Annotated in this window: 20 protein-coding genes; 12 read left to right on the top strand and 8 right to left on the bottom strand. The window is 42.3% G+C overall.

The window, feature by feature from the left end; translation table 11 throughout:
* Nucleotides 1-64 precede the first annotated feature (64 nt).
* The gene (locus AB4298_RS04410) at nt 65-901 is read right to left on the bottom strand and encodes a mechanosensitive ion channel family protein (protein WP_248999475.1); all 837 of its coding nucleotides are present in this window, start codon (nt 899-901) and stop codon (nt 65-67) included.
* Nucleotides 902-1,114: 213 nt separating this feature from the next.
* Between AB4298_RS04410 and AB4298_RS04405 the strand changes: the two genes are divergently transcribed.
* A complete protein-coding gene (locus AB4298_RS04405) occupies nt 1,115-1,573 on the top strand; it encodes a hypothetical protein (RefSeq protein ID WP_248999476.1) in 459 nt (152 codons plus the stop codon).
* Nucleotides 1,574-1,637: 64 nt separating this feature from the next.
* On the opposite strand, the gene AB4298_RS04400 is transcribed toward AB4298_RS04405, so the two are convergent.
* Nucleotides 1,638-1,853, bottom strand: a complete 216-nt coding sequence (locus AB4298_RS04400) for an HP1242/YdcH family protein (protein WP_248999477.1) — start codon at nt 1,851-1,853, stop codon at nt 1,638-1,640.
* A gap of 492 nt (nt 1,854-2,345) precedes the next feature.
* Between AB4298_RS04400 and udp the strand changes: the two genes are divergently transcribed.
* Nucleotides 2,346-3,104 carry a uridine phosphorylase gene (udp, locus tag AB4298_RS04395; RefSeq protein ID WP_248999478.1) on the top strand — a complete coding sequence of 253 codons (759 nt, stop codon included), beginning with the start codon at nt 2,346-2,348 and terminating at the stop codon, nt 3,102-3,104.
* A gap of 78 nt (nt 3,105-3,182) precedes the next feature.
* On the opposite strand, the gene AB4298_RS04390 is transcribed toward udp, so the two are convergent.
* Complete coding sequence (locus AB4298_RS04390; RefSeq protein ID WP_248999479.1) at nt 3,183-3,935, bottom strand: outer membrane protein OmpK; 753 nt, start codon at nt 3,933-3,935, stop codon at nt 3,183-3,185.
* A gap of 395 nt (nt 3,936-4,330) precedes the next feature.
* Here AB4298_RS04390 and AB4298_RS04385 point away from each other — a divergent pair, with 395 nt between their 5' ends.
* The 4 genes from AB4298_RS04385 (at nt 4,331) to AB4298_RS04370 (ending at nt 7,252) form a co-directional block, all read left to right on the top strand.
* The gene (locus AB4298_RS04385; RefSeq protein WP_248999480.1) at nt 4,331-4,813 is read left to right on the top strand and encodes an NfeD family protein; all 483 of its coding nucleotides are present in this window, start codon (nt 4,331-4,333) and stop codon (nt 4,811-4,813) included.
* A 28-nt stretch (nt 4,814-4,841) separates the two neighbouring features.
* On the top strand, nt 4,842-5,771 hold the full coding sequence (locus AB4298_RS04380; protein WP_248999481.1) for an SPFH domain-containing protein: 930 nt from the start codon (nt 4,842-4,844) through the stop codon (nt 5,769-5,771).
* A complete protein-coding gene (locus AB4298_RS04375; protein WP_248999482.1) occupies nt 5,771-6,709 on the top strand; it encodes an SPFH domain-containing protein in 939 nt (312 codons plus the stop codon). The genes AB4298_RS04380 and AB4298_RS04375 overlap by 1 nt, the downstream gene beginning before the upstream one ends.
* A 129-nt stretch (nt 6,710-6,838) precedes the next feature.
* Nucleotides 6,839-7,252 carry an NUDIX domain-containing protein gene (locus tag AB4298_RS04370; RefSeq protein ID WP_248999483.1) on the top strand — a complete coding sequence of 138 codons (414 nt, stop codon included), beginning with the start codon at nt 6,839-6,841 and terminating at the stop codon, nt 7,250-7,252.
* 53 nt (nt 7,253-7,305) lie between these two features.
* Here AB4298_RS04370 and AB4298_RS04365 read toward each other — a convergent pair whose 3' ends face one another.
* Both AB4298_RS04365 and AB4298_RS04360 read right to left on the bottom strand, forming a co-directional pair.
* Nucleotides 7,306-9,390: a sensor domain-containing protein gene (locus AB4298_RS04365; protein ID WP_371985844.1), complete on the bottom strand. Its 2,085-nt coding sequence runs from the start codon at nt 9,388-9,390 to the stop codon at nt 7,306-7,308.
* A gap of 22 nt (nt 9,391-9,412) precedes the next feature.
* The gene (locus AB4298_RS04360) at nt 9,413-9,607 is read right to left on the bottom strand and encodes a hypothetical protein (RefSeq protein WP_371985843.1); all 195 of its coding nucleotides are present in this window, start codon (nt 9,605-9,607) and stop codon (nt 9,413-9,415) included.
* 215 nt (nt 9,608-9,822) lie between these two features.
* On the opposite strand from AB4298_RS04360, the gene AB4298_RS04355 reads away from it, so the two are divergent.
* The 4 genes from AB4298_RS04355 to AB4298_RS04340 all read left to right on the top strand — a co-directional run bounded on the left by AB4298_RS04355 (nt 9,823) and on the right by AB4298_RS04340 (nt 14,415).
* Nucleotides 9,823-10,176: a RidA family protein gene (locus tag AB4298_RS04355; protein ID WP_248999486.1), complete on the top strand. Its 354-nt coding sequence runs from the start codon at nt 9,823-9,825 to the stop codon at nt 10,174-10,176.
* 115 nt (nt 10,177-10,291) lie between these two features.
* Nucleotides 10,292-12,457, top strand: a complete 2,166-nt coding sequence (gene uvrD / locus AB4298_RS04350) for a DNA helicase II (protein WP_220780504.1) — start codon at nt 10,292-10,294, stop codon at nt 12,455-12,457.
* 207 nt (nt 12,458-12,664) lie between these two features.
* On the top strand, nt 12,665-13,531 hold the full coding sequence (gene ubiA / locus AB4298_RS04345) for a 4-hydroxybenzoate octaprenyltransferase (protein ID WP_248999488.1): 867 nt from the start codon (nt 12,665-12,667) through the stop codon (nt 13,529-13,531).
* A gap of 359 nt (nt 13,532-13,890) precedes the next feature.
* Nucleotides 13,891-14,415, top strand: a complete 525-nt coding sequence (locus AB4298_RS04340) for a hypothetical protein (protein WP_371985842.1) — start codon at nt 13,891-13,893, stop codon at nt 14,413-14,415.
* Between the two features lie 40 nt (nt 14,416-14,455).
* Here the strand turns inward: AB4298_RS04340 and AB4298_RS04335 are convergent, their stop codons facing one another.
* Complete coding sequence (locus AB4298_RS04335; protein ID WP_371985841.1) at nt 14,456-15,472, bottom strand: alpha/beta hydrolase; 1,017 nt, start codon at nt 15,470-15,472, stop codon at nt 14,456-14,458.
* A gap of 217 nt (nt 15,473-15,689) precedes the next feature.
* On the opposite strand from AB4298_RS04335, the gene AB4298_RS04330 reads away from it, so the two are divergent.
* Nucleotides 15,690-16,766, top strand: a complete 1,077-nt coding sequence (locus AB4298_RS04330; protein ID WP_371985840.1) for a hypothetical protein — start codon at nt 15,690-15,692, stop codon at nt 16,764-16,766.
* Between the two features lie 69 nt (nt 16,767-16,835).
* Here the strand turns inward: AB4298_RS04330 and AB4298_RS04325 are convergent, their stop codons facing one another.
* Together AB4298_RS04325 and AB4298_RS04320 are read right to left on the bottom strand one after the other, a co-directional pair.
* A complete protein-coding gene (locus tag AB4298_RS04325; protein ID WP_248999492.1) occupies nt 16,836-17,414 on the bottom strand; it encodes a nucleoside triphosphate pyrophosphohydrolase family protein in 579 nt (192 codons plus the stop codon).
* A 160-nt stretch (nt 17,415-17,574) separates the two neighbouring features.
* Nucleotides 17,575-17,796 (bottom strand): hypothetical protein, encoded by a 222-nt coding sequence (locus tag AB4298_RS04320; protein WP_248999493.1) that lies wholly within the window; start codon nt 17,794-17,796, stop codon nt 17,575-17,577.
* 405 nt (nt 17,797-18,201) lie between these two features.
* Here AB4298_RS04320 and nhaC point away from each other — a divergent pair, with 405 nt between their 5' ends.
* Nucleotides 18,202-19,728 carry a Na+/H+ antiporter NhaC gene (nhaC, locus tag AB4298_RS04315; RefSeq protein WP_371985839.1) on the top strand — a complete coding sequence of 509 codons (1,527 nt, stop codon included), beginning with the start codon at nt 18,202-18,204 and terminating at the stop codon, nt 19,726-19,728.
* Nucleotides 19,729-19,945 lie beyond the last annotated feature (217 nt).

Below are 19,945 nucleotides of genomic sequence, written 5' to 3'. Positions count from 1 at the left end.
GTGATTTGGATGATGAAAAAAACGAATACTTAGCGCTAATAGAAGCCGCTAAGTATCAAACACACTAGTGCTCTTGGATATGGATCTGTTTTACTGGACACGGAATGTCAATATTCGCCTGCTTTAGTGCTTTAAACAGCTCGGCATTGGTTTGGTACTTATCTTGGAAGTAGCTGTCGGTCGGCACCCAGTAGCGAATGCCTATTTCAATACCTATACTGTTAAAGTCGTTTATACCAACCTGAGCTTTATCACCTTCAAATACTCTTGGGCTGTCGGCTAGCACTTTAGTTAGCAAGGCGACGACTTCATCAGTGTTAGCCTGATAGCTGATATTAAACTTGGTTTCGACCAGTTTATTGGCAAATGAATTGTGTAAGATCTCACCGACAATATGTTTATTGGGGATATTAATCTCTTCGCCTTCTTCGTTGGTCAGCACCGTCATGCCTAAATGGATGTCCTTTACTAATCCACCTACGCCTTTGATCTCGATGGTATTGCCGACAATAAAAGGTCGAGTCACAATAATGGTTATACCTGCTGCGTAGTTAGCAAGCATGCCTTGTAGGGCTAAACCTGCACCTAATGAAGCTGCACCGATGGCGGCTACCATAGGCGTGACGCTAATGCCTAACTTACCAAGGGCGATAACACCGACCATGACAATAACTAAGATACGAACAAAGTTACTTGTGAAGTTACTCAGAGTGATGTCGATTTGGTGTTTTTCAAAAATTCTCGTGACTAAGTTAGCGGCTTTAGCGGCAATCCATAAGCCAATCAAAAAGATAATTACGGCCCCAAGAATGCTAAAACTGTACTGCACTAAAAACTCAGTAATAGCAGTATAGGCATTTTGTAATTGTGCGATTTCTTGGTCTAATCCTTGCTCTTCCATTTTTGTATCCCTTTTAACAACGTCTACTAACTAGCTTACTGAATACACTCTACTTTTGTAACTTACAATTTATATATGTATAGCGGAAGACTTGATTCATTTATTACTGAAAAACCTTTGCGTGAAGGGGATCATGCTTTGTCGCTAAGTTTACTGTGACCCTATCAATAATAGGTTATTCTTTCCGCTAATTCTAATTTGTCGAGTCCAATTATGAGAGCACTTATTTTCGCTTTATGTAGCCTGTTTACCACATCTGTTTTGGCTAATACTTATCAGGTTGGCGACCAAATAGCAGAGATTAAATTACAAGATCAGCATGAAGTTACCTACCAAGTTGATAGCAACACCAAACGAGTGCTTTTTAGCCGGAGTATGGATGGTGGGACTTTAATTCAAGAAGCGCTAGAAGCTGAGCCTGAATTAACAAGCGATGCTAGTTTAATCTACGTGGCTGATATCAGTGGTATGCCATCATTGATTGCTCGTTTTGTTGCTTTACCGCAGTTTAAAAAGTTTCCTTATAGAGTTGCGTTAGATAGTGAAGGTGAGCAGACCTTGCCACTGCCGGCGCAAAAAGATCAGGCTACTTTGATAGAACTAGACAATAACAAGGTGACCAATATTTTGTTTTTTGAGACAACAGAAGACTTGTTAGCTGTGTTGAAGTAATTATCAGGCAATAAAAAAAGGACCCTTATGCGTCCTTTTTTATTTTTAGCAGATATAGGTAGGGTTAAGCTGAATGACCTTTGAGAATATCGTAGATTTCTTCTTTTAAATGTAGTTTTTGAACCTTAAGTTCATGCACCTCTGAGGTGTAATCGCTAGCATTACTCTTTTCCAGGTTTTTTATCTCCTCATCGAGTTCATTATGCTTATTAAACTTCTTTTGAAAATGTGTGTCAGATGTTTTTAGTTGGCTGATAAGTTCTCTGTACTCTGGAAACATGCAGGCGTCCTTTTGGCTGTTTTATTGCGGATGGTTCATTTGCTTCAGTTCTAAATTAGCGCGATTCTTAGCCGCTAAATGTGATGTTGATCGAATAATGAACGATTGAATTGAGATGACAGGCCGGAGTTATTTCGCTAGGACTACTTAGCTAAGATGAGGAGATTAATTGGCATACTTTTAGCTAAAAGTTTTAATGTGTTACAAGGTTAATTTTGTTGTTAAGTTACTGCTAATATTGGTTTTATACTTCTTTTCTGTAAGCTCAAAATCTGTTGTGTACATCGCCTTAATGCAATATTGAGTGTGGCAGTATAGGTTGTGGCTGCTATATTTGAGCTCAAATATTTTGATTGCTTTAGTAACTATATTACGACAATTCATTTACTCTAGGCGGGTAAAGTGTGATCGGTGTAACCTTTTTACGGTCAATACTAGGTTACAGTCGACTTAAATAGATTTTTAAATTCAAAAATGAAAGGGGTTTTCACGATGTCTGATGTATTTCATTTAGGCTTAACTAAAGAGATGTTAGATGGTGCTAGCTTAGCGATCGTTCCAGGCGATCCAGAGCGTGTTAAACGAATTGCAGAGCTAATGGAAAACGCAACATTCTTAGCTAGTCATCGTGAATATACCAGTTATCTAGCTTATATCGATGGTAAGCCTGTTGTCGTTTGTTCTACTGGTATTGGCGGCCCTTCAACATCGATTGCAATTGAAGAGCTGGCACAATTAGGCGTGCGTACTTTCTTACGTGTTGGTACCACTGGTGCGATTCAGCCACATGTTAACGTGGGTGATGTGATTGTGACTCAAGCGTCTGTGCGTTTAGATGGCGCAAGTCTGCACTTTGCACCAATGGAATACCCGGCAGTAGCTAACTTTGATTGTACAACGGCTATGGTTGCCGCAAGTCGTGATGCAGGTTTAGAACCGCACATTGGTATTACTGCGTCGTCAGATACTTTCTATCCAGGCCAAGAGCGTTATGACACTGTGTCTGGCCGTGTAACACGTCAGTTCAAGGGTTCGATGCAAGAATGGCAAGACTTAGGCGTACTTAACTACGAAATGGAGTCTTCGACGCTATTTACTATGTGTGCCTCACAAGGTTGGCGCGCTGCATGTGTTGCGGGTGTGATTGTTAACCGTACCCAGCAAGAGATCCCTGATGAAGCGACAATGAAAAAGACCGAAGTGAGTGCGGTTTCTATCGTGGTTGCAGCAGCAAAAAAACTATTGGCCTAACTTTTGGTATTCGTATAGTTTTAACCACAAAAAAGGCGCTCTTAGCGCCTTTTTTAATGCTCAATTATTTACTCGAATTTAGAAGTGGTATTTAGCAATAACGGAGTAGGTGTTTTGGTCTATGCCATCAACGCCGTACTTGTTCTGCCAATAATCGTATTCGATACCAACAAACAGCTTGTTCTTCTTATGTTCGCCAAACACCACTGCACCTAAGTCATATTTAAGTTGTGGATTGAAGTGGAAGTTTGTTTCATAAGCAGAGTTGTCGCTGGCAAATATCCAATCAATAAAGCCATCAAATACGATGTTAGAATTACCTACTGGGAAATCCATTCTAAATGAGGGGGTTAACTGCCAACCATCGCTAATATTGTCACTGCTCAATGCGTGTCTGCGGTAAGTGTTTAGCTGAAAGTAGCTAAAGTAAGGTACGTTAATATCCATACCTACACCGTATAAAAAGGTTTTGACTGGGCCTTCACCTTCCTCTAGCGTCAAGGCTAGCGATAGGTCGGTTACTGGACCAAAGCCAACTGACTTACCTAAAATCTTACCGGCACTTAGACGTGTTGAGATCTCGCCGTAAGTCGTATTGTTTTTGCCAGCGTTTGAACCATTGAAGTAAGTAACATCTTGGAATGCAAACCAGTCGCCGTACTTCCAGTCGCCTGCCGTTTCAAAGGTAAGTGTGGTTTGTTTATCTGATGGGGCTAAATCGTAGTTGTCACCGTAAAGCGCAGTAACGCTAGCATCCCACCAATTAATCATATCGTCAGCTAGTGCTTGTGGGCTAATTAACAGGGCAATACAAAGTAGTTGCTTGTTCATGGTCAAACCTTTTATTTTTAAGAGTCGGTAGCTACTGCAAGTGAAAGTAAAAACTTAAACATGCGTTTCAATGGCGGGAATATAATCGTTATAAAAACAATGTCAAAGTGTTTGTAAGTTTTTATTAAATGCTTATCACGTTGAAATTAAGCAATTGCTTGATTTAGTTTGTTATTACTAATATTTATATTTGTGGTTATTATTTCCTCATGCAAACTATCGATTATTGGTGGTTAACTTTTTACTCAAGGTTAAGGTCATGGTAGGGTTGCGGTTAAGCACTTTTGGATAGTTTTGCTTACACTTATTGCGTGATTAACTTTGACATAATATGTCGCGCTAAACAGTCTCTACTGATATAGTCATTACTTGACTCTTACATTTCAGGGGGAAATATGGAGTTTTCAAATCCCATTCTAATTTGGGCATGCATCGGCATTATTCTTATGCTGGCTGAAATCATTTTACCTGGAGGTATTGTGATTCTGTTAGGTGCTGCCTGCCTCGTAGTTGCAGGTGCTTTGACGATAGGTTTGGTTGAAGGTATTAGCCAAAGTCTAACACTTTGGTTTATTGCATCTATGGTTCTTTTACTGGCATTTCGTCAGGTCACACAAAAGCTGGTTGGTGGCGATGCTCATGTCGACAACACCGATGAAGAGCTCGATATTTATAATCAACTAGCAACAGTCAAACAAACTATTGGTCCAGCGCAAGAGCTCGGGCGAATAGAATTTCAAGGCAGTGAATGGCCTGCTTTGGGGGACGGTAGTGAAATTGCTGCTGGCACTCAAGTGAGGATAATTTGCCGCGATAATATTGCCTTAGTGGTTGAGCCAGTGCTGTCTGACGCTGAAGCATTTACCACAGAAAAGTAATTGATTTAAACTAGGAAGGGATCTCAATATGTTTGCATTTACACTCTTTGTCTTATTTGTATTTTTTATTCTCTATAAGTTACTGTTAATTGTGCCCATGCGAGAGGTCAATGTGATCGAACGCCTTGGTAAATTTCGCACTGTATTGCAGCCCGGCTTTCATTTTCTTATTCCATTTTTCGACCGTGTCGCTTATAAGCACGAAATCCGTGAGCAGGTACTCGATGTACCACCACAAAGCTGTATTTCTAAAGATAATACTCAGCTAGAAGTCGATGGTTTAGTGTACCTAAAAGTAATGGACGGTAAGCTTGCCAGTTACGGTATTGAAGATTACCGCCGTGCGGCAGTTAACCTTGCACAAACTACGATGCGCTCAGAGATAGGTAAGCTCAGTCTTAGCCAAACATTTTCAGAGCGAGACAGCCTGAATGAATCGATAGTTCGTGAAATCGACAAGGCTTCGGATCCTTGGGGGATAAAGGTGCTACGTTACGAGATTAAGAATATCACCCCATCACGTAAAGTCATTCATACCCTAGAGAAACAGATGGAAGCTGAGCGCAGTAAACGTGCGGAAATCACCTTAGCCAATGCTGAAAAAGCGGCGATGATTAACCTTTCTGAAGGTGAACGCCAAGAAGCTATTAACTTGTCTGAAGGTGAAAAGCAGCGTCGTATTAACGAAGCGAAAGGTACTGCACAGGAAATTGCAATTATTGCTCGCGCCAAAGCAGAAGGCATGGAATTAGTCTCAGCCGCTTTGGCTAAAGATGGTGGTAATGAAGCAATGAATATGCAGCTAAAAGAGCAGTTTATTGCACAAGTCGGTAAGATCCTTGAGGAAGCTGATGTATCAGTTGTTCCGGCTGAACTGGCTAAAATAGAAGGCTTTTTCGAAGGCATGGAACAAGTCACTAGCGCAGTGGCATCTAATTCAGTGAAAGGAGCACGCTAATGATTGCAGGCATTAATACTGACATGATTGTTATGGCCATTTGGGGCCTTATTTTTGCAATTTTCGTCATTAAACTATTTCAGTCTATTCGCTTAGTGCCAACTAAATCTGCCTATATCGTAGAGCGTTTAGGTAAGTATCACTCGACCTTAGATGCAGGCTTCCATGCTTTAGTGCCTTTTGTCGATAAAGTGGCATATATCCATGACCTAAAGGAAGAGACGATTGATGTGCCACCGCAAGAATGCTTTTCTTGTGATGAGGTTAATGTAGAAGTCGATGGGGTTATCTATATTTCAGTTATTGACCCAGTTAAGGCGAGTTACGGCGTAACTGATTACCGTTATGCAGCAATTCAGTTGGCACAAACTACCACTCGCAGTGTAATTGGTACGTTGGACTTAGACCGTACTTTTGAAGAGCGTGATGTGATTAGTGCTAAGGTGGTTGAAGTGCTGGATCAAGCTGGCGCCATGTGGGGCATTCGCGTACACCGTTACGAGATTAAAAACATCACCCCACCAGAAACGGTTAAAAACGCCATGGAAATGCAGGTAAATGCTGAGCGAGAGCGCCGAGCATTACTGGCCAAAAGTGAGGGTGACAAGCAAAGTAAGATTAATCGTTCTGAAGGTATTAAGGCCGAAACGATTAACCACTCAGAAGGTGAAATGCAGCGCCGTATTAACGAGGCTGAAGGTAAGGGCGAAGAGATTTTAACTATTGCTCGAGCGACGGCTGAGTCAATTGAGCGTATGGCAACCGTGATTGCCGCCCCTGGTGGCAAGAACGTGGTGCGCATGCAGTTGGGTGCGCAGTATCTGAAGCAGCTTGATGGTGTGAGTTCAGGCCAAAGTAAGGTCATTTTGCCAGGCAATATGATGGACTTTGAGTATTGGATGAATAGTATTGGCCTTGAAGAAACGCCAAAACCATAGGTAATCTTAGGTAGGATGCTTATAGTAAACAGCTTGGAAAATGCTAGCAGCGGATGTGCTAGCATTTTTTTTACTTATTGGCTAAGCAAATAGCAGCGTAAGACTAATTAGTACCAACAAGGTGGAACAATGGCATTTGACGATAAATTTCGCTTAAGCAGCCATGCTGTAATTATTAGGCAAGGTGTTACAGGGCCATGTGTGTTGCTACTTAAAGCAACCTATGGTGATTGCGCTTGGGGTTTACCAGGTGGCGCATTAGAGCCTGGAGAAACCATACATGAAGCTTTGCAGCGTGAGTGCATAGAAGAACTAGGTGTTGTAGTGAAGGTAAGCTATTTAACTGGGGTTTATTATCATCAAACTTATGACTCACAAGCTTTTATTTTTTTGTGTGAACTCGAAAATGAAGCTGCTATTAGGCTCAGCGATGAGCATAGTGATTATCAATTTGTGCCACTAGAATCACTTAGCTCTGTACAAAAACAAAGAGTGCAGGATTGCTTAAATTATGACGGGATAGTGTTAAGCCGTAAATTTTAATCCAAAAGCTCTAGAGTATTTAACGTGGAAATAGTCGCGTGAATGTGTCGATGCTAAATCACTGGCACACTATCGGATTCAGCTTTTGCTGCCAGCTTTTGGTGTAGCTCTTTATAGTTTTCGCCAATTAGCAGAAGCTCTTCAAAAGGGGCAGGTTTACTGATTAAAAAGCCTTGGGCGTAATCGCACATCATAAAGCTCAATTCATCCAACTGCTCTTGAGTTTCAACACCTTCAGCAATGACTTGGATCCCAAGTGCATGCGCCATTTCAATCGTCGCAATAATCAACTCATTACTTTTATCGTCTTTGTTCATATCATTGATAAAGCTGCGGTCAATTTTAAGGATTTTGAAAGGGTAAGTGCGTAAGTAGCTTAGAGACGAATAACCAGTACCAAAATCATCCATAGAGATGCAAAAGCCTGCTTTGCTCAGCTGCATGAGTGCATCTAAGGTATAAGCGTGTCCGCTTAGTAGCACGCCTTCGGTGATCTCAAGTTCTAAATCAGCAGGCTTCATACCTAGTTCTTGTACTTGGTCTTTAATTGATTGGACTAAATTGGGGTTTCTAAATTGTCTTGGTGATAGGTTAATCGCCACTCTAAAGTGTTCGTCGAAAGTTTTTTGCCAGCTTTGAGCAGCTTCAAGAGCACGTTTTAAAATAAACGCTCCCATGGGCTCAATCACCCCAGTTTGCTCAGCAATAGGAATAAACTCAGCAGGTGAGACACTGCCTAAAGTAGGATTATCCCAACGTAATAGTGCTTCTGCCCCCATAATGCTGCCATCGCGAATATCTAACTGAATTTGATAATGCACCGTTAGCTCATTACGCTCTAAAGCTCCGTGAATTTGCTCTTCAATCGCTAAGCGGCGTGACACCTCTTTGTTCATGGCGTGGGTAAAGTAAGAATAGGTGTTACGTCCAATACTTTTGGTGTGGTACATGGCAGAGTCAGCGTTACGCAGTAACTCAGATGGGGTTTTACCATCATTAGGGTAAATCGCGATGCCAATGCTGGCGGTCAAAATAAGTTGGCGATTATCGATATAAAACGGTTTTCTAAAGCCTGCGATCAGATTCTCAGCGAGTGGTTGAGCATCATTGGCGCTAGAGAGACCATCAAGCAGGATGATAAATTCATCTCCACCTAAGCGGCCCACAGTATCTTCAGCTCTGGTGGCTTTGAGTAAGCGCTCTGATGCGGTGATAAGTAGTTGATCACCAGCTTCGTGCCCAAGTGAATCATTAATCTTTTTAAAGTCATCTAAATCTAGAAAAATCACCGCAATCTTGTTGCCGTTTCTTTCACTGGAGTCAACCAGTTGCTCTAAGCGCTTTAAAGCTAAAAATCGGTTCGGTAAGTCGGTCAGGGTGTCGTAATGAGCTTGGTGACGAATAAGCGCTTCGGCTTCTAAACGTTCACTATTATCGTAAAAAGAGATCACCGCCCCCTTGTCTTGATTGGGGAGGTTTAGTGGCTGTGACTTGTATTCAACAGGAAAACTAGTGCCGTCAGCACGCCAAAAAATATCTTCTTTAATATCGTGTACGGTGAGATCAATATTGCTGGTAGCAGCGTTCTTATCAATTAACTGCTTTAGATTAGAGTTGAGCAGCATCGAAGGGTTAGCGTAGCCCAATAAATAGGCGCATTGCGGATTAGCATAGATACATTTTCCGCGGCTATCTACAGCGTAAACCGCCACAGCTGCGGCGTCTAAAATACTCGATACCAAAGGGCTATTCTCTATGGGCGGTTCTTGTGAGTAAGATGCTGGGATTTCTTTAGTTAAATGCTCGCTGAGTAACTGAAGTTTAGTCTCGAGTTTAGCTAGGGGGTCGTACTTATGAGCGGATTTTTCCGTAGTGGTTTTGTGGCTTGTTGGCTGCACGAAGCTTGAGGCTATATGGCTGACCAAATTAGCCAATCGAGATGATTGATTGCGAAAGTTAAACCAAACAAGGCTAGATATAACAATGTTGACGAGCAAAAATATCGGCAGCACCATTTCTACAGAGGGTTGTTTGGCAAAGTGACCCAGTAACCAAAAAATACCAGTAACGAGACTGAGTAAAATAGTGATCAGGCAAAGGTGCCCAGGAGTAATTGAAAAATTTTTGCTAACTTGCATCTTGTGGCTCCTAAAATACTGACTAGATTTTTGTTACCGCAAAAGATGGCAATATTCGCTGCTGAGCCAGTTGACGATAAATGGGCTGTACGTAAGCTACCGAAAAGTGCTGCAGGTTAATAACTAAAAGGTAAATGCGCTGAACATGAGGCACAAGATGAGTAATTGGCTTAAAGTGAGTAAATAGAAGACCGAAGAAGAGGTTGAGATGAATCATATTTAGTCCTTTAAATATTGAGATATCAAATCCGTTGATAACCTATTTGAGTTAAGTATAGGACTTAAATAGGAAAATAGTAAATCATGCTAAGGTATACAAAACATCCATTTGAATCATAAGAATATTTTCACTGGTAAAATATATTTTGCTAGTTAGACTCTTGGCTGAAAAGGTTATTCAGCCAGATTATTCACCAAGTTTAAGAGCATAATATGACCATAGAGAGAATTGAAACCGCAGCACGTATGAGCAGAATAGTTAAGCATAACGGCACTATCTATTTATGCGGTCAGGTGGCGAAAGATGCCGAGCAAGATATTACTGAGCAAACACGGACCATGCTTGAAAAAGTTGATGCTCTACTAGAGCAAGCTGGCAGTGATAGGGAGCATATCTTGTCGGCAACTATCTATATAAAAGACATGCAGTATTTTGCTGAAATGAATGCCGTTTGGGATGCATGGGTACCAACAGGTTTTGCGCCTGCTCGTGCTTGCGTTGCAGCAAAAATGGCTCGTGAAGCGCTATTAGTTGAGATTTCAGTAGTAGCGGCTGAGAAAGTATAATTTCTGCTTGCTGTACAGATAAGAGGTAGCGAACTAAGCGTTATCTCTTTGGCTTATTCTACCCTCTCTTTCTTTGCATCTGTTATACTGCCCGCCTGATTTTTTGGAGGCAATAATGGACGTATCTTCTTTACTCGACGGCCTAAATGATAAGCAGCGCGAAGCTGTTGGTGCACCGCAATCTAGCATGTTAGTGCTGGCAGGTGCGGGTAGTGGTAAAACTCGAGTGTTAACCCACAGAATCGCGTGGTTAATGCAGGTTGAACAGCAAAGCCCATATGCCATTTTGGCGGTAACCTTTACCAATAAAGCGGCAAAGGAGATGCGCGAGCGTGTTGAGAAAGTGGCAGGTGGTAATATGAGCCGCATGTGGATAGGGACTTTCCACGGTTTAGCCCATCGTTTGCTACGCACTCACTATAAAGATGCTAATCTGCCTGAAAGCTTCCAAATTTTAGACTCTGATGATCAGCTGCGTCTAATCAAGCGTATTTTAAAAAGCCTTAACTTGGACGAAAAGCAATATCCTCCAAGACAAGCGCAAGGCTACATCAATGGTAAGAAAGACTTAGGGCTACGCCCATCACATATTGATGCTGGCGGGTTTCCTATTGAGCAAAATTTACTGAAGATTTATCAAATCTATCAAGATTCATGTGACCGCGCTGGTCTAGTGGATTTTGCTGAGATTTTGCTTCGAGCCCATGAACTGTGGCTTAACAAACCGCATATTCTGGATCATTACCAAGACAGATTTAAGCATATCTTGGTGGACGAGTTCCAAGATACCAACGCCATTCAGTATGCGTGGATCCGAGTACTTGCTGGCTCAACAGCCAATGTGATGATTGTTGGTGATGATGACCAGTCTATTTACGGCTGGCGTGGTGCACAGGTAGAGAATTTGCATAAGTTTTTAGCCGACTTCCCAGCAGCACAAACTATTAGACTAGAGCAGAACTACCGCTCTAGCGGCAATATTCTAAATGCCTCAAATGAGCTGATTGCTAATAACCCAGACCGTATGGGTAAAAAGCTGTGGACCGACGATAAAGACGGTGAGCCAATTGGTCTTTACTGTGCCTTTAATGAGATGGATGAAGCACGCTTTATCGTTGGCCGTATCACCGACTGGCAAGATGAAGGTGGCAAGTTAGAAGATTGCGCTATTTTATATCGTTCTAACGCGCAGTCACGTGTACTGGAAGAAGCCCTATTACATAAAGGTATCGCTTACCGCATCTATGGCGGTCTACGCTTCTTCGAACGCCAAGAGATTAAAGATGCAATGGGTTATTTGCGTCTAATCAATAACAAGAATGACGATGCGGCTTTTGAGCGTGTGGTGAATACCCCAACCCGTGGTATTGGCGATCGTACCTTAGACATCATTCGCACAACGGCGCGTCAGCAAGAGATGACTTTGTGGGAAGCGAGTGTTCGCTTACTCGAAGAGAAAGTCCTCGCAGGTCGTGCTGCAAACGCTGTACGTGGCTTTATGGATTTGATTATTGCCATGCGTATGGATACTGATGAGCAATCTCTGCACCGCATGACAGATCATGTGATCCAAACGTCAGGTCTAAAGGCCATGTACGAAGCGGAGAAGAGCGAAAAGGCGCGCGCTCGTGTAGAGAACTTAGAAGAGTTAGTGACCGCTGCACGTAGCTTTGTGATGCCAGAAGAAATTGAGGATATGGGCGAGCTGAATGCTTTCTTGTCTCATGCAGCATTAGAAGCCGGCGAAGGTCAGGCGGATGAGTTTACTGATGCGGTACAGCTAATGACACTGCACTCGGCAAAGGGCCTTGAGTTCCCAATGGTATTTATGGCTGGCGTCGAAGAAGGGTTATTCCCAAGCCAAATGGCCATAGATGAAGGTGATCGCCTCGATGAAGAGCGTCGCCTTTGTTATGTGGGTATGACTCGAGCGATGCAAAAGCTGTATATCACTTATGCTGAATCGCGTCGTATCTATGGCCGTGAAAGCTTTGCTAGACCATCGCGTTTTGTTAAAGAGATCCCAGAGCAGTATGTGCAAGAGATCCGTATGCGTACTCAGGTTTCTGCGCCTGCAGTGAGTAGTCGCTTTAGCAAACAAGATGATGCTTTTAATGATTCAGGCTTTAAGATTGGCCAACGTGTGATGCATCCTAAGTTTGGTGAAGGTACTGTGACTAATTACGAAGGCAGCGGTGCACAGGCGCGTATTCAGGTTAACTTTTTCGATGTCGGTAGTAAGTGGTTAGTGATCGCTTACGCTCGCTTAGAAAAAGTGTAACTTGGCTAAGCAGATATAGATAACCGCTTGGGTATTATCTGATTAACCCCCTTCAATTTAAGGCTGAGCACTATGCTCGGCCTTATTTTTTAGCACATAAAGCAAGCAGTAATTTTATTTATCTCAATACTGGTTGAATACTGTTACAGCTCAGTCATAATGCGGTTACAAAACTAAAGGCCGAAGACGTTGTAGGAGAGCCTAATCATGAATTTAAGGGATAAACTAGACGTTTATATGCGACTTGCGCGTATGGACCGTCCCATTGGTACCTTGTTATTAATGTGGCCATGTTTGATGGCGCTAACTTTTGCCGCTGGTGGCTTGCCTGATCTTAAAGTGTTTATTATTTTTGTTATCGGCGTATTTGCGATGCGAGCTTGCGGCTGCATTATTAACGACTATGCAGATAGAGATCTTGACGCCCACGTAGAGCGCACTAAAGCCCGGCCGCTAGCTAGCGGTGAGATCTCCAGTAAAGAAGCCTTATTACTGTTTTTAGTTGTCGCCTTGTTTTCATTTGGCCTAGTGCTGATGCTGAACCCGCTAGTGGTACAGTTGTCGGTTGTTGGTATTATTCTTACTATTATTTACCCTTTCACCAAACGCTATACCAATATGCCGCAGATGTTTTTAGGCACAGTATGGAGTTGGTCAATCCCTATGGCTTATGCGGCGCAAACTGGTACTGTTCCGGTTGAGGCTTGGTGGCTATTTGCGGCTAACTGGTGTTGGACGGTGGCGTACGACACCATGTACGCCATGGTTGATAGAGACGATGATTTAAAGGTGGGGATTAAGTCTACTGCGATTCTATTTGGCCGATATGACAGACATATCATCGGCGCATTTCAGCTAGCTGCGTTAGGCTGCTTAATTGCAGCGGGTCTAGTGGCGGGCAGAGGTGAAATTTATGGTTTAGGTATTTTGGCCTTTATCGGTTTCGCTTTGTACCAACAAAAACTCATTTTTTCTAGAGAGAGAGCGGCCTGTTTTAAGGCCTTTCTCAATAATAATTGGGCCGGCTTTGTTTTATTTAGCGCGCTAACTTTAGATTACTTGCTCTTAGGCTAACTTTAAATAATTAGCAGTGAAGTTTGGTTATAAAATACTGAGCCCATTAATTAATTTTTTGAAATAATGCTCAAAAAATAAATATAAAACGCCTTCATTGAGAGGCGTTTTTTTTATGCCTGCTGCAGTACTTTCGCTTCACATTGTCTGGCGCTCACTCCCGCTTTTATATTCCTGACTATACTTAGTACGACTTAACTTTTTTGCTAACCGTTATTGCTATGAAGGATCATGGAAATGACATCTTGGTTAGTTAGTTTATTAAGTATAAGTACCGAAAGGCTGAAGCAAACGCGTCGATTATTGGTCGATAGAGCTTCTATAAGCAACAAATGGATTTGGTCGCTGCGGAGGGATTTATGTCATCATGGAATACGGCTTTTGAAGCCGGACAATGGGCAGATTACGAGTTAGCTTTATTGCTAATGACCACTGCCATCTTACTTATTTGGTTACTAATTTGTCGCTTTAAGCCCCAGGGTTTTATTCGTTGTAGTGTTGCGGTTATCTGCTGCGTGGTGCTAAGTGGTTTGTGTTTAACGAGTCGGGTCGATGCATTGCAATTAAGCTCCATATTGAGCAAGGGGCAGAATATTGAAGTGCTAGACGGTCACTACCGCTATGGCGAGTATCACTTTCCTCATAACTCGGCGCACGGCGTAGATTTTCGTGAAATACACATAGGTAAGCGGATGCTAAAGCTCTACCATAGTGGTTATTTGCAGCATAGCCGATGTTATCGCGATTTTTATAACAGCAACCACTTTGGTGACAATGTTCAATTGCGTTTATACATACATTGGTATGAACACGAATTCGAGCATAGGAGTAACAAGGTCGTGATTAAAACTCCCTGTATATTAAAAATTGAGCAGGCAGTTTAAGCCGTCAGCTGAGTGCCATTTAAGATTAAATAATCCAGATTTAAAACTTTTCCATCGTAGAGCGTGCTTGTTCGGTACGCTTGCTGTTTTGTTTACTATGACTATTCAGACTAATCGTTTTTGGCTGGCTCTTGCCTCTTTGCGTGTTGAATAGCCAGTCCATGCCATGAATTGCTGTAGTGGCAAATGCTGTGGCATGATGAGCTTCATTAATCAGCAAAATCTTACTGTTCAAAGTGCCTGTTTGAGCCTGAGTTAAGCTGTTCAGCAGCGAAGAAAACCGCTGCGCATCCCCAACCATATCAAACTCAGAACTGCCGCCTCTGCCGTTGTGCTCTAATGCGCCAATACCTACAAATACATTGGCATTTAGTTTTGCTAGCTGCTGCTTATTATTTTCAAACTGTTCGAGCAACACCTGTTGCTGCCACCAAAAAGAGGGGCTTCCAAGCAGGTAGTTGGTAAATAATGTCGGTTGCTTTAATAAAACATAGGCACCAAAAAGTCCGCCTAACGAGTTGCCTACATAGGTACGTTGAGAGGGATCAGTTCGGTAGTTTTGCTCAATATAAGGGATAACTTTATTTTGTAGAAAACCGAGATGTCTGTCGGCACCACCGGTTACTTTATGCCAACGTTTGTCTACTGTCGGTGTGTAATCTCTCACACGGCTGCTGTCACCTTGCATACCTAATTCCCAAGATATCCCGACAATAATGGTGGGGGCCATCTGTTTTGAGTTCATTGGGAAACGCGTCACTCCTGACATTATCTGAAAGGTATACATCGCATCCGTAAGGTACACTACTGGGTAATCAGTCTCGCGATTAGCAGAAGATTTATAGCCTTTAGGAAGTTTGATATACAGCTTATAAGTGCGCTCATTATCCTTGATTTTTACGGTATGACTACGAGGGATATGGAACGGACTATTGTGCTGCACAGTCGCTTCGATAATGTGTTTATTTGCCATGCTTTTGGTAGGAAAAAAGCTTGCCAATAAGATGGTGCAAAGCATGACTTTTAGTAAAGAGGCACAGTAATTAAGAGATGTCATAGTCGGCTCTACTTATCCATAAGTTATGGAGATATTTTAACCTTAGCTAGGGAGTGATTCCCATATATTTAGTTGCAAAAGCAATCATGTTTTGAATTAAAGTTAGTTGGTTGTCTGCACCACTAACGGCTAAATTTTAGCCGTAGGGCTTGTTTTGTACCTGTAAGGTCACTATATCTGTTGTTACATAAGTTTAACAAGTCTCAAGGATCAGAGAATGCGCCGTAGTGTTAAATATCGATTATTGTTTCTACTCAGTGCCATAGTCATTTATTGCATAGGTTTTCAATGGTTACCTGAATCAATGCAAGGAGCCAATGCACTAGGGTTAACCATAGCGATAGCCGCTAGTTACTTTGTGCTGCTGCCAGCTATGTACGCATATTGCATCATTTATGTGGGTCAGCAGCACTGGTGGAAGATGCTAGTGGTGTTTAGTTTGAGCAGCTTGATGGCTCGCTTTAGCTTTCCGGCTGAACTCGCCAGTTATTTTGAGTTTATTGCCTGGCTGCGTTATCCGATTATCGCAGTGCTATTACTGTTGCAAGTGACCTTGGTATATCGGGTGATAAAGTCCCTATGGCAGGGGCGTAAGTTACCCGGCGATCCACGATTGCATATTCATGATGCTGTGCAGGGCAAAGTATTATCGGAAAAAGCTTTGCAAGCCCATGGTGTGGCAATGACGTTGGCAATGGAGGTGGTGAACTGGTTTTATGCGCTCAACCATTTAACTCGGCAGCACCCGCAATCATTATGCAAGTTACAGCTTTTATCGGCATCACCTTGGCATTACCTGTTGGCTAACATAGTCATTATATCTTCGGCCGTATTTAGTTATTGGTTGTTGGCATCGTGGAGCATGATTGCCGCTATTTTAGTCTCAAGCTATATTGGTTACTGCTTGGTGATGGCGCGGGCTAACTACCGATTGGCGCGCTATTACAGCGTGTATATACATCAACAATACTTAGTGGTTAACGCCGGAGTCTGGGGCTTTACCATGTTGCCATTGAGCGATATTGAAGAGGTCAATGTTGGGAATTATGGGCGAAATAAGGCTGTGACTAATAAGCACTCCAAAGAGCAGATTAACAATATCCACAAAACTGAAAGTAATAATGAGCAACTGCATTTAGGGCGAGGCGAGAGTAATGTGCAGATAAAGCTTAAATCATCGCAGCGCTATTATGGTGCCATGAGTATGTTGCCAGAGGATATTAAGCAGCTGTACTTACATGTTGATAAGCCAGAGGCTATATCACAGTTAATTAGCGTGAAAGAAGCTGCCTAGTAATAATTAAGTTAAACCAATACAGCAGAGGTGACTTGTTGTATTGGTTTAATCTCAGCGGATATAGGCTTAAGCTTTTACCAACTTTTCTAAATCAGCTGGGCGGTAATAAACAGACTTTAATACCTTACCTTGACGAACAACCTTACCCGCCATTTCAACATCTTTAGCACATTTCGCAATAATGAACTCGCCCTTAGTACTACCGACAATTTCAACGCCTTGTTTAGCGTAGAATTCGATAGTTTCCTTAAGCTCCTGCTCGTTGCGGCATACCTTGCTCATGTTGCTTGAATGTACTTCATCCCAACAGGTAACAAAGTCGATTTCACGGTTTTTGGCTACATGTAACAATAAATCGATAACGTAGCTAATCTCAAGATGGTCATTAACTTGAGTAGCACCTAAATGCACTAGGCGGCCCATTAAAACATAAACAGAATCAACAATAGCGTCAGCTTGTTCTACACGGCTGTCAGCTTCTGCAAGTTCGGTTAGCTCTTCAATGGCTAACGAAGTATGCAGCGTATCGGCTTTATCATCCAAAGTGCGGATATCTTCAATCGGCAAATCAAAAGTTGCGCGGAACTCTCGAATGTCGCGATATAAATGATCGTATAGTGGTTGATCCAAAGCGGATAGTTTCATGGTTAATAGGCCTTTGCAGCTAAATAGGTTTAAGAGTCGACATACTAAAGAAACCGACCGCTAAATAAAAGCTTCACGCTAAAATGGTGATAACAAATAACCTAATACTCTGCGGTGTTAGGCAAGTAATGTCTGGGCAGACTATTGAATTATGTTTACTTTATATAGATAAGTGGGCGGTAACTTCTGCCTCTAACTGTTTAATCATTTTTTGGCTATTAGGGTGATAGATATCAAGCTCCACCCAACCATCACTACCCATGATCTCAAGCTGGGACACTGTTATACGGTGTTGGTTAGTTTGTTCATTAAGGCTGCTAGTACCTTTAAGCTTTACTATGCCAAGGCTAGTGTTTAATCGACTAATGCTAAAGTCATTCATTGCATCTCCCTAATCTCCGCTATGGTGTGGCGGTTGATTCAATATTAAAGCCATACCAACTATCCTAGCTAAATTATGCCTTTGTCGAACAACTTGCAATTAGATTTGATTTGTTGCTTTTTTGTGCCAACCCCCTCGTGTCGATGAAATTTTATCATCGGATTTTGGCTATCGGTTTAATCTACATTTACTGCATATTCACCCATTTTATTAGGTGATTGTTGAATGACTAATCGGTTGTGGTTTGTTCGGGTGAATGCTTTCTTATGCTTAGGCATGAGCTCGGCTAGACGTTGTTGTTAATTTTATGTAAGGATGTCGCTCCAGCCTAACGCGGTAAAGCCTGTTCCTAGCTTTTGATTACCGACGAAAGAATAGGTAATAAGAAAAATAAAAGGACCTAGCATGAGCGAAAATAACCACTCCGAACAGTCAGAGCCGATAGCATTTGAATCATTAGAAGATGACAAGCACACTCCGGCGTCTTTACTCGATGCACTTACTCCTATTATTGCGTTAGTACTAATGCTAACTACGGCTGTTTATCTGTTTTCTTCTGACAGCTCCTATGGTGCTAACCAGATTGCGCTGATCATGGCGGGCTGCATTGCATTAATCATTGGATGGAAAAATGGTTACAGCTGGGCCGAGATGGAGCAGGGGATTGTACGTAGTATTGGCTTTGCCACTGGCGCACTATTGATTCTATTTACCGTTGGTTCGTTAATTGGCACTTGGGTGTTATCCGGAACAGTGCCGACGATGATCTATTACGGCATGCTAGTGCTTAATCCTGAGTATTTTTATGCCGCTTGTTGTTTATTGTGTGCGGTCGTTGCCATCAGTATTGGTAGTTCATGGACTGTGGCGGGGACTTTAGGTATCGCGCTGGTCGGTGTGGCATCAGCTATGGGATTAAATGTTGAAATTACCGCAGGTGCGATTATAAGTGGCGCTTATTTTGGCGACAAGATGTCACCTATGTCAGACACAACTAACTTAGCACCTGCAGTGGCAGGAACGGACATTTTTAGCCATATAAGGCACATGGTTTGGACAACCGCTCCGAGCATTATCATCGCCATGATAGGCTTTTTAATTTTGGGATTTAATAGCCAAGTTACCGTCGATAATAATAATTTTGAAACCACACTGTCTTTAATCGATACCCAGTTCAATCCAGGTGTTCACCTGTTACTGCCACTGCTAGTTGTGCTGGTTTTAGCTTATAAAAAAATGCCAGCCTTTCCGACTGTGATTATAGGAACGATAGCTGGCGCGGTATGTGCAGCATTGTTCCAGTTTGATAACGTGGTTAAGTTTGCTAATGACGACAGCTTAATGCCAATCGTTGCACTGGTTAAAGGCATTTGGGTTGCTATGTTTAATGGTTACACGGCAACTACAGGTGATGAGGTATTAGATAATCTACTGAGCCGTGGCGGTATGAGCAGCATGATGAATACGGTATGGTTGATTCTGTGTGCCATGACTTTTGGTGGCATCATGGAGGTCACTGGTCTGCTAAAGCGTATACTGCAAAGCATTCTTGGTTTGGTGAAATCCAGCGGCAGTTTAATTTTAACTACACTGGCAAGCGGTATTGGCGCTAATTTGATTACCGCTGATCAGTTTATCGCCATTGTACTACCTGGGCGCATGCTCAAAGTTGAGTATGCAAAACGCGGCCTTGCACCAGTTAATTTAAGCCGAGCGTTGGAAGACTCTGCCACCATTACCAGCCCACTTATTCCTTGGAATACTTGTGGTGCCTATATGGCCAGTACCTTAGGTGTCGCTACAATCGCTTACCTACCTTATGCTTTCTTTAATTTAGTGTGTCCGCTAATTAGTGCAGCTTACGCAAAATATGACTTTAAAATCGAGCGTATAGAGCCAGTTGAAGACAAGCCTGCCGCTGCGATAGGTTAGTAAGCGTTAGGCAAAAAAAAGCCTTGTCGGTCAGGGAAGGACAAGGCGTTTGGCGTAGTTATTAATTTTGTTATCGATTAGCAATAAACAGCGTAATCAATAGCGTTACCAATAAGCCAAATATCACCATGGAGAAGGTGAAAGTTTTAACCCACCGAAATGGGTGTTTAGCGAGGAAAGCAAGATTAAAATTATTTCAGAACCTAGAACCTAGAAC

This window comes from Shewanella sp. 10N.261.52.F9, from assembly GCF_041471165.1.
In the GTDB taxonomy this organism is placed as follows: Bacteria; Pseudomonadota; Gammaproteobacteria; order Enterobacterales; family Shewanellaceae; genus Shewanella; species Shewanella marinintestina.
This window is presented reverse-complemented; position numbering and strand designations above follow the sequence as displayed.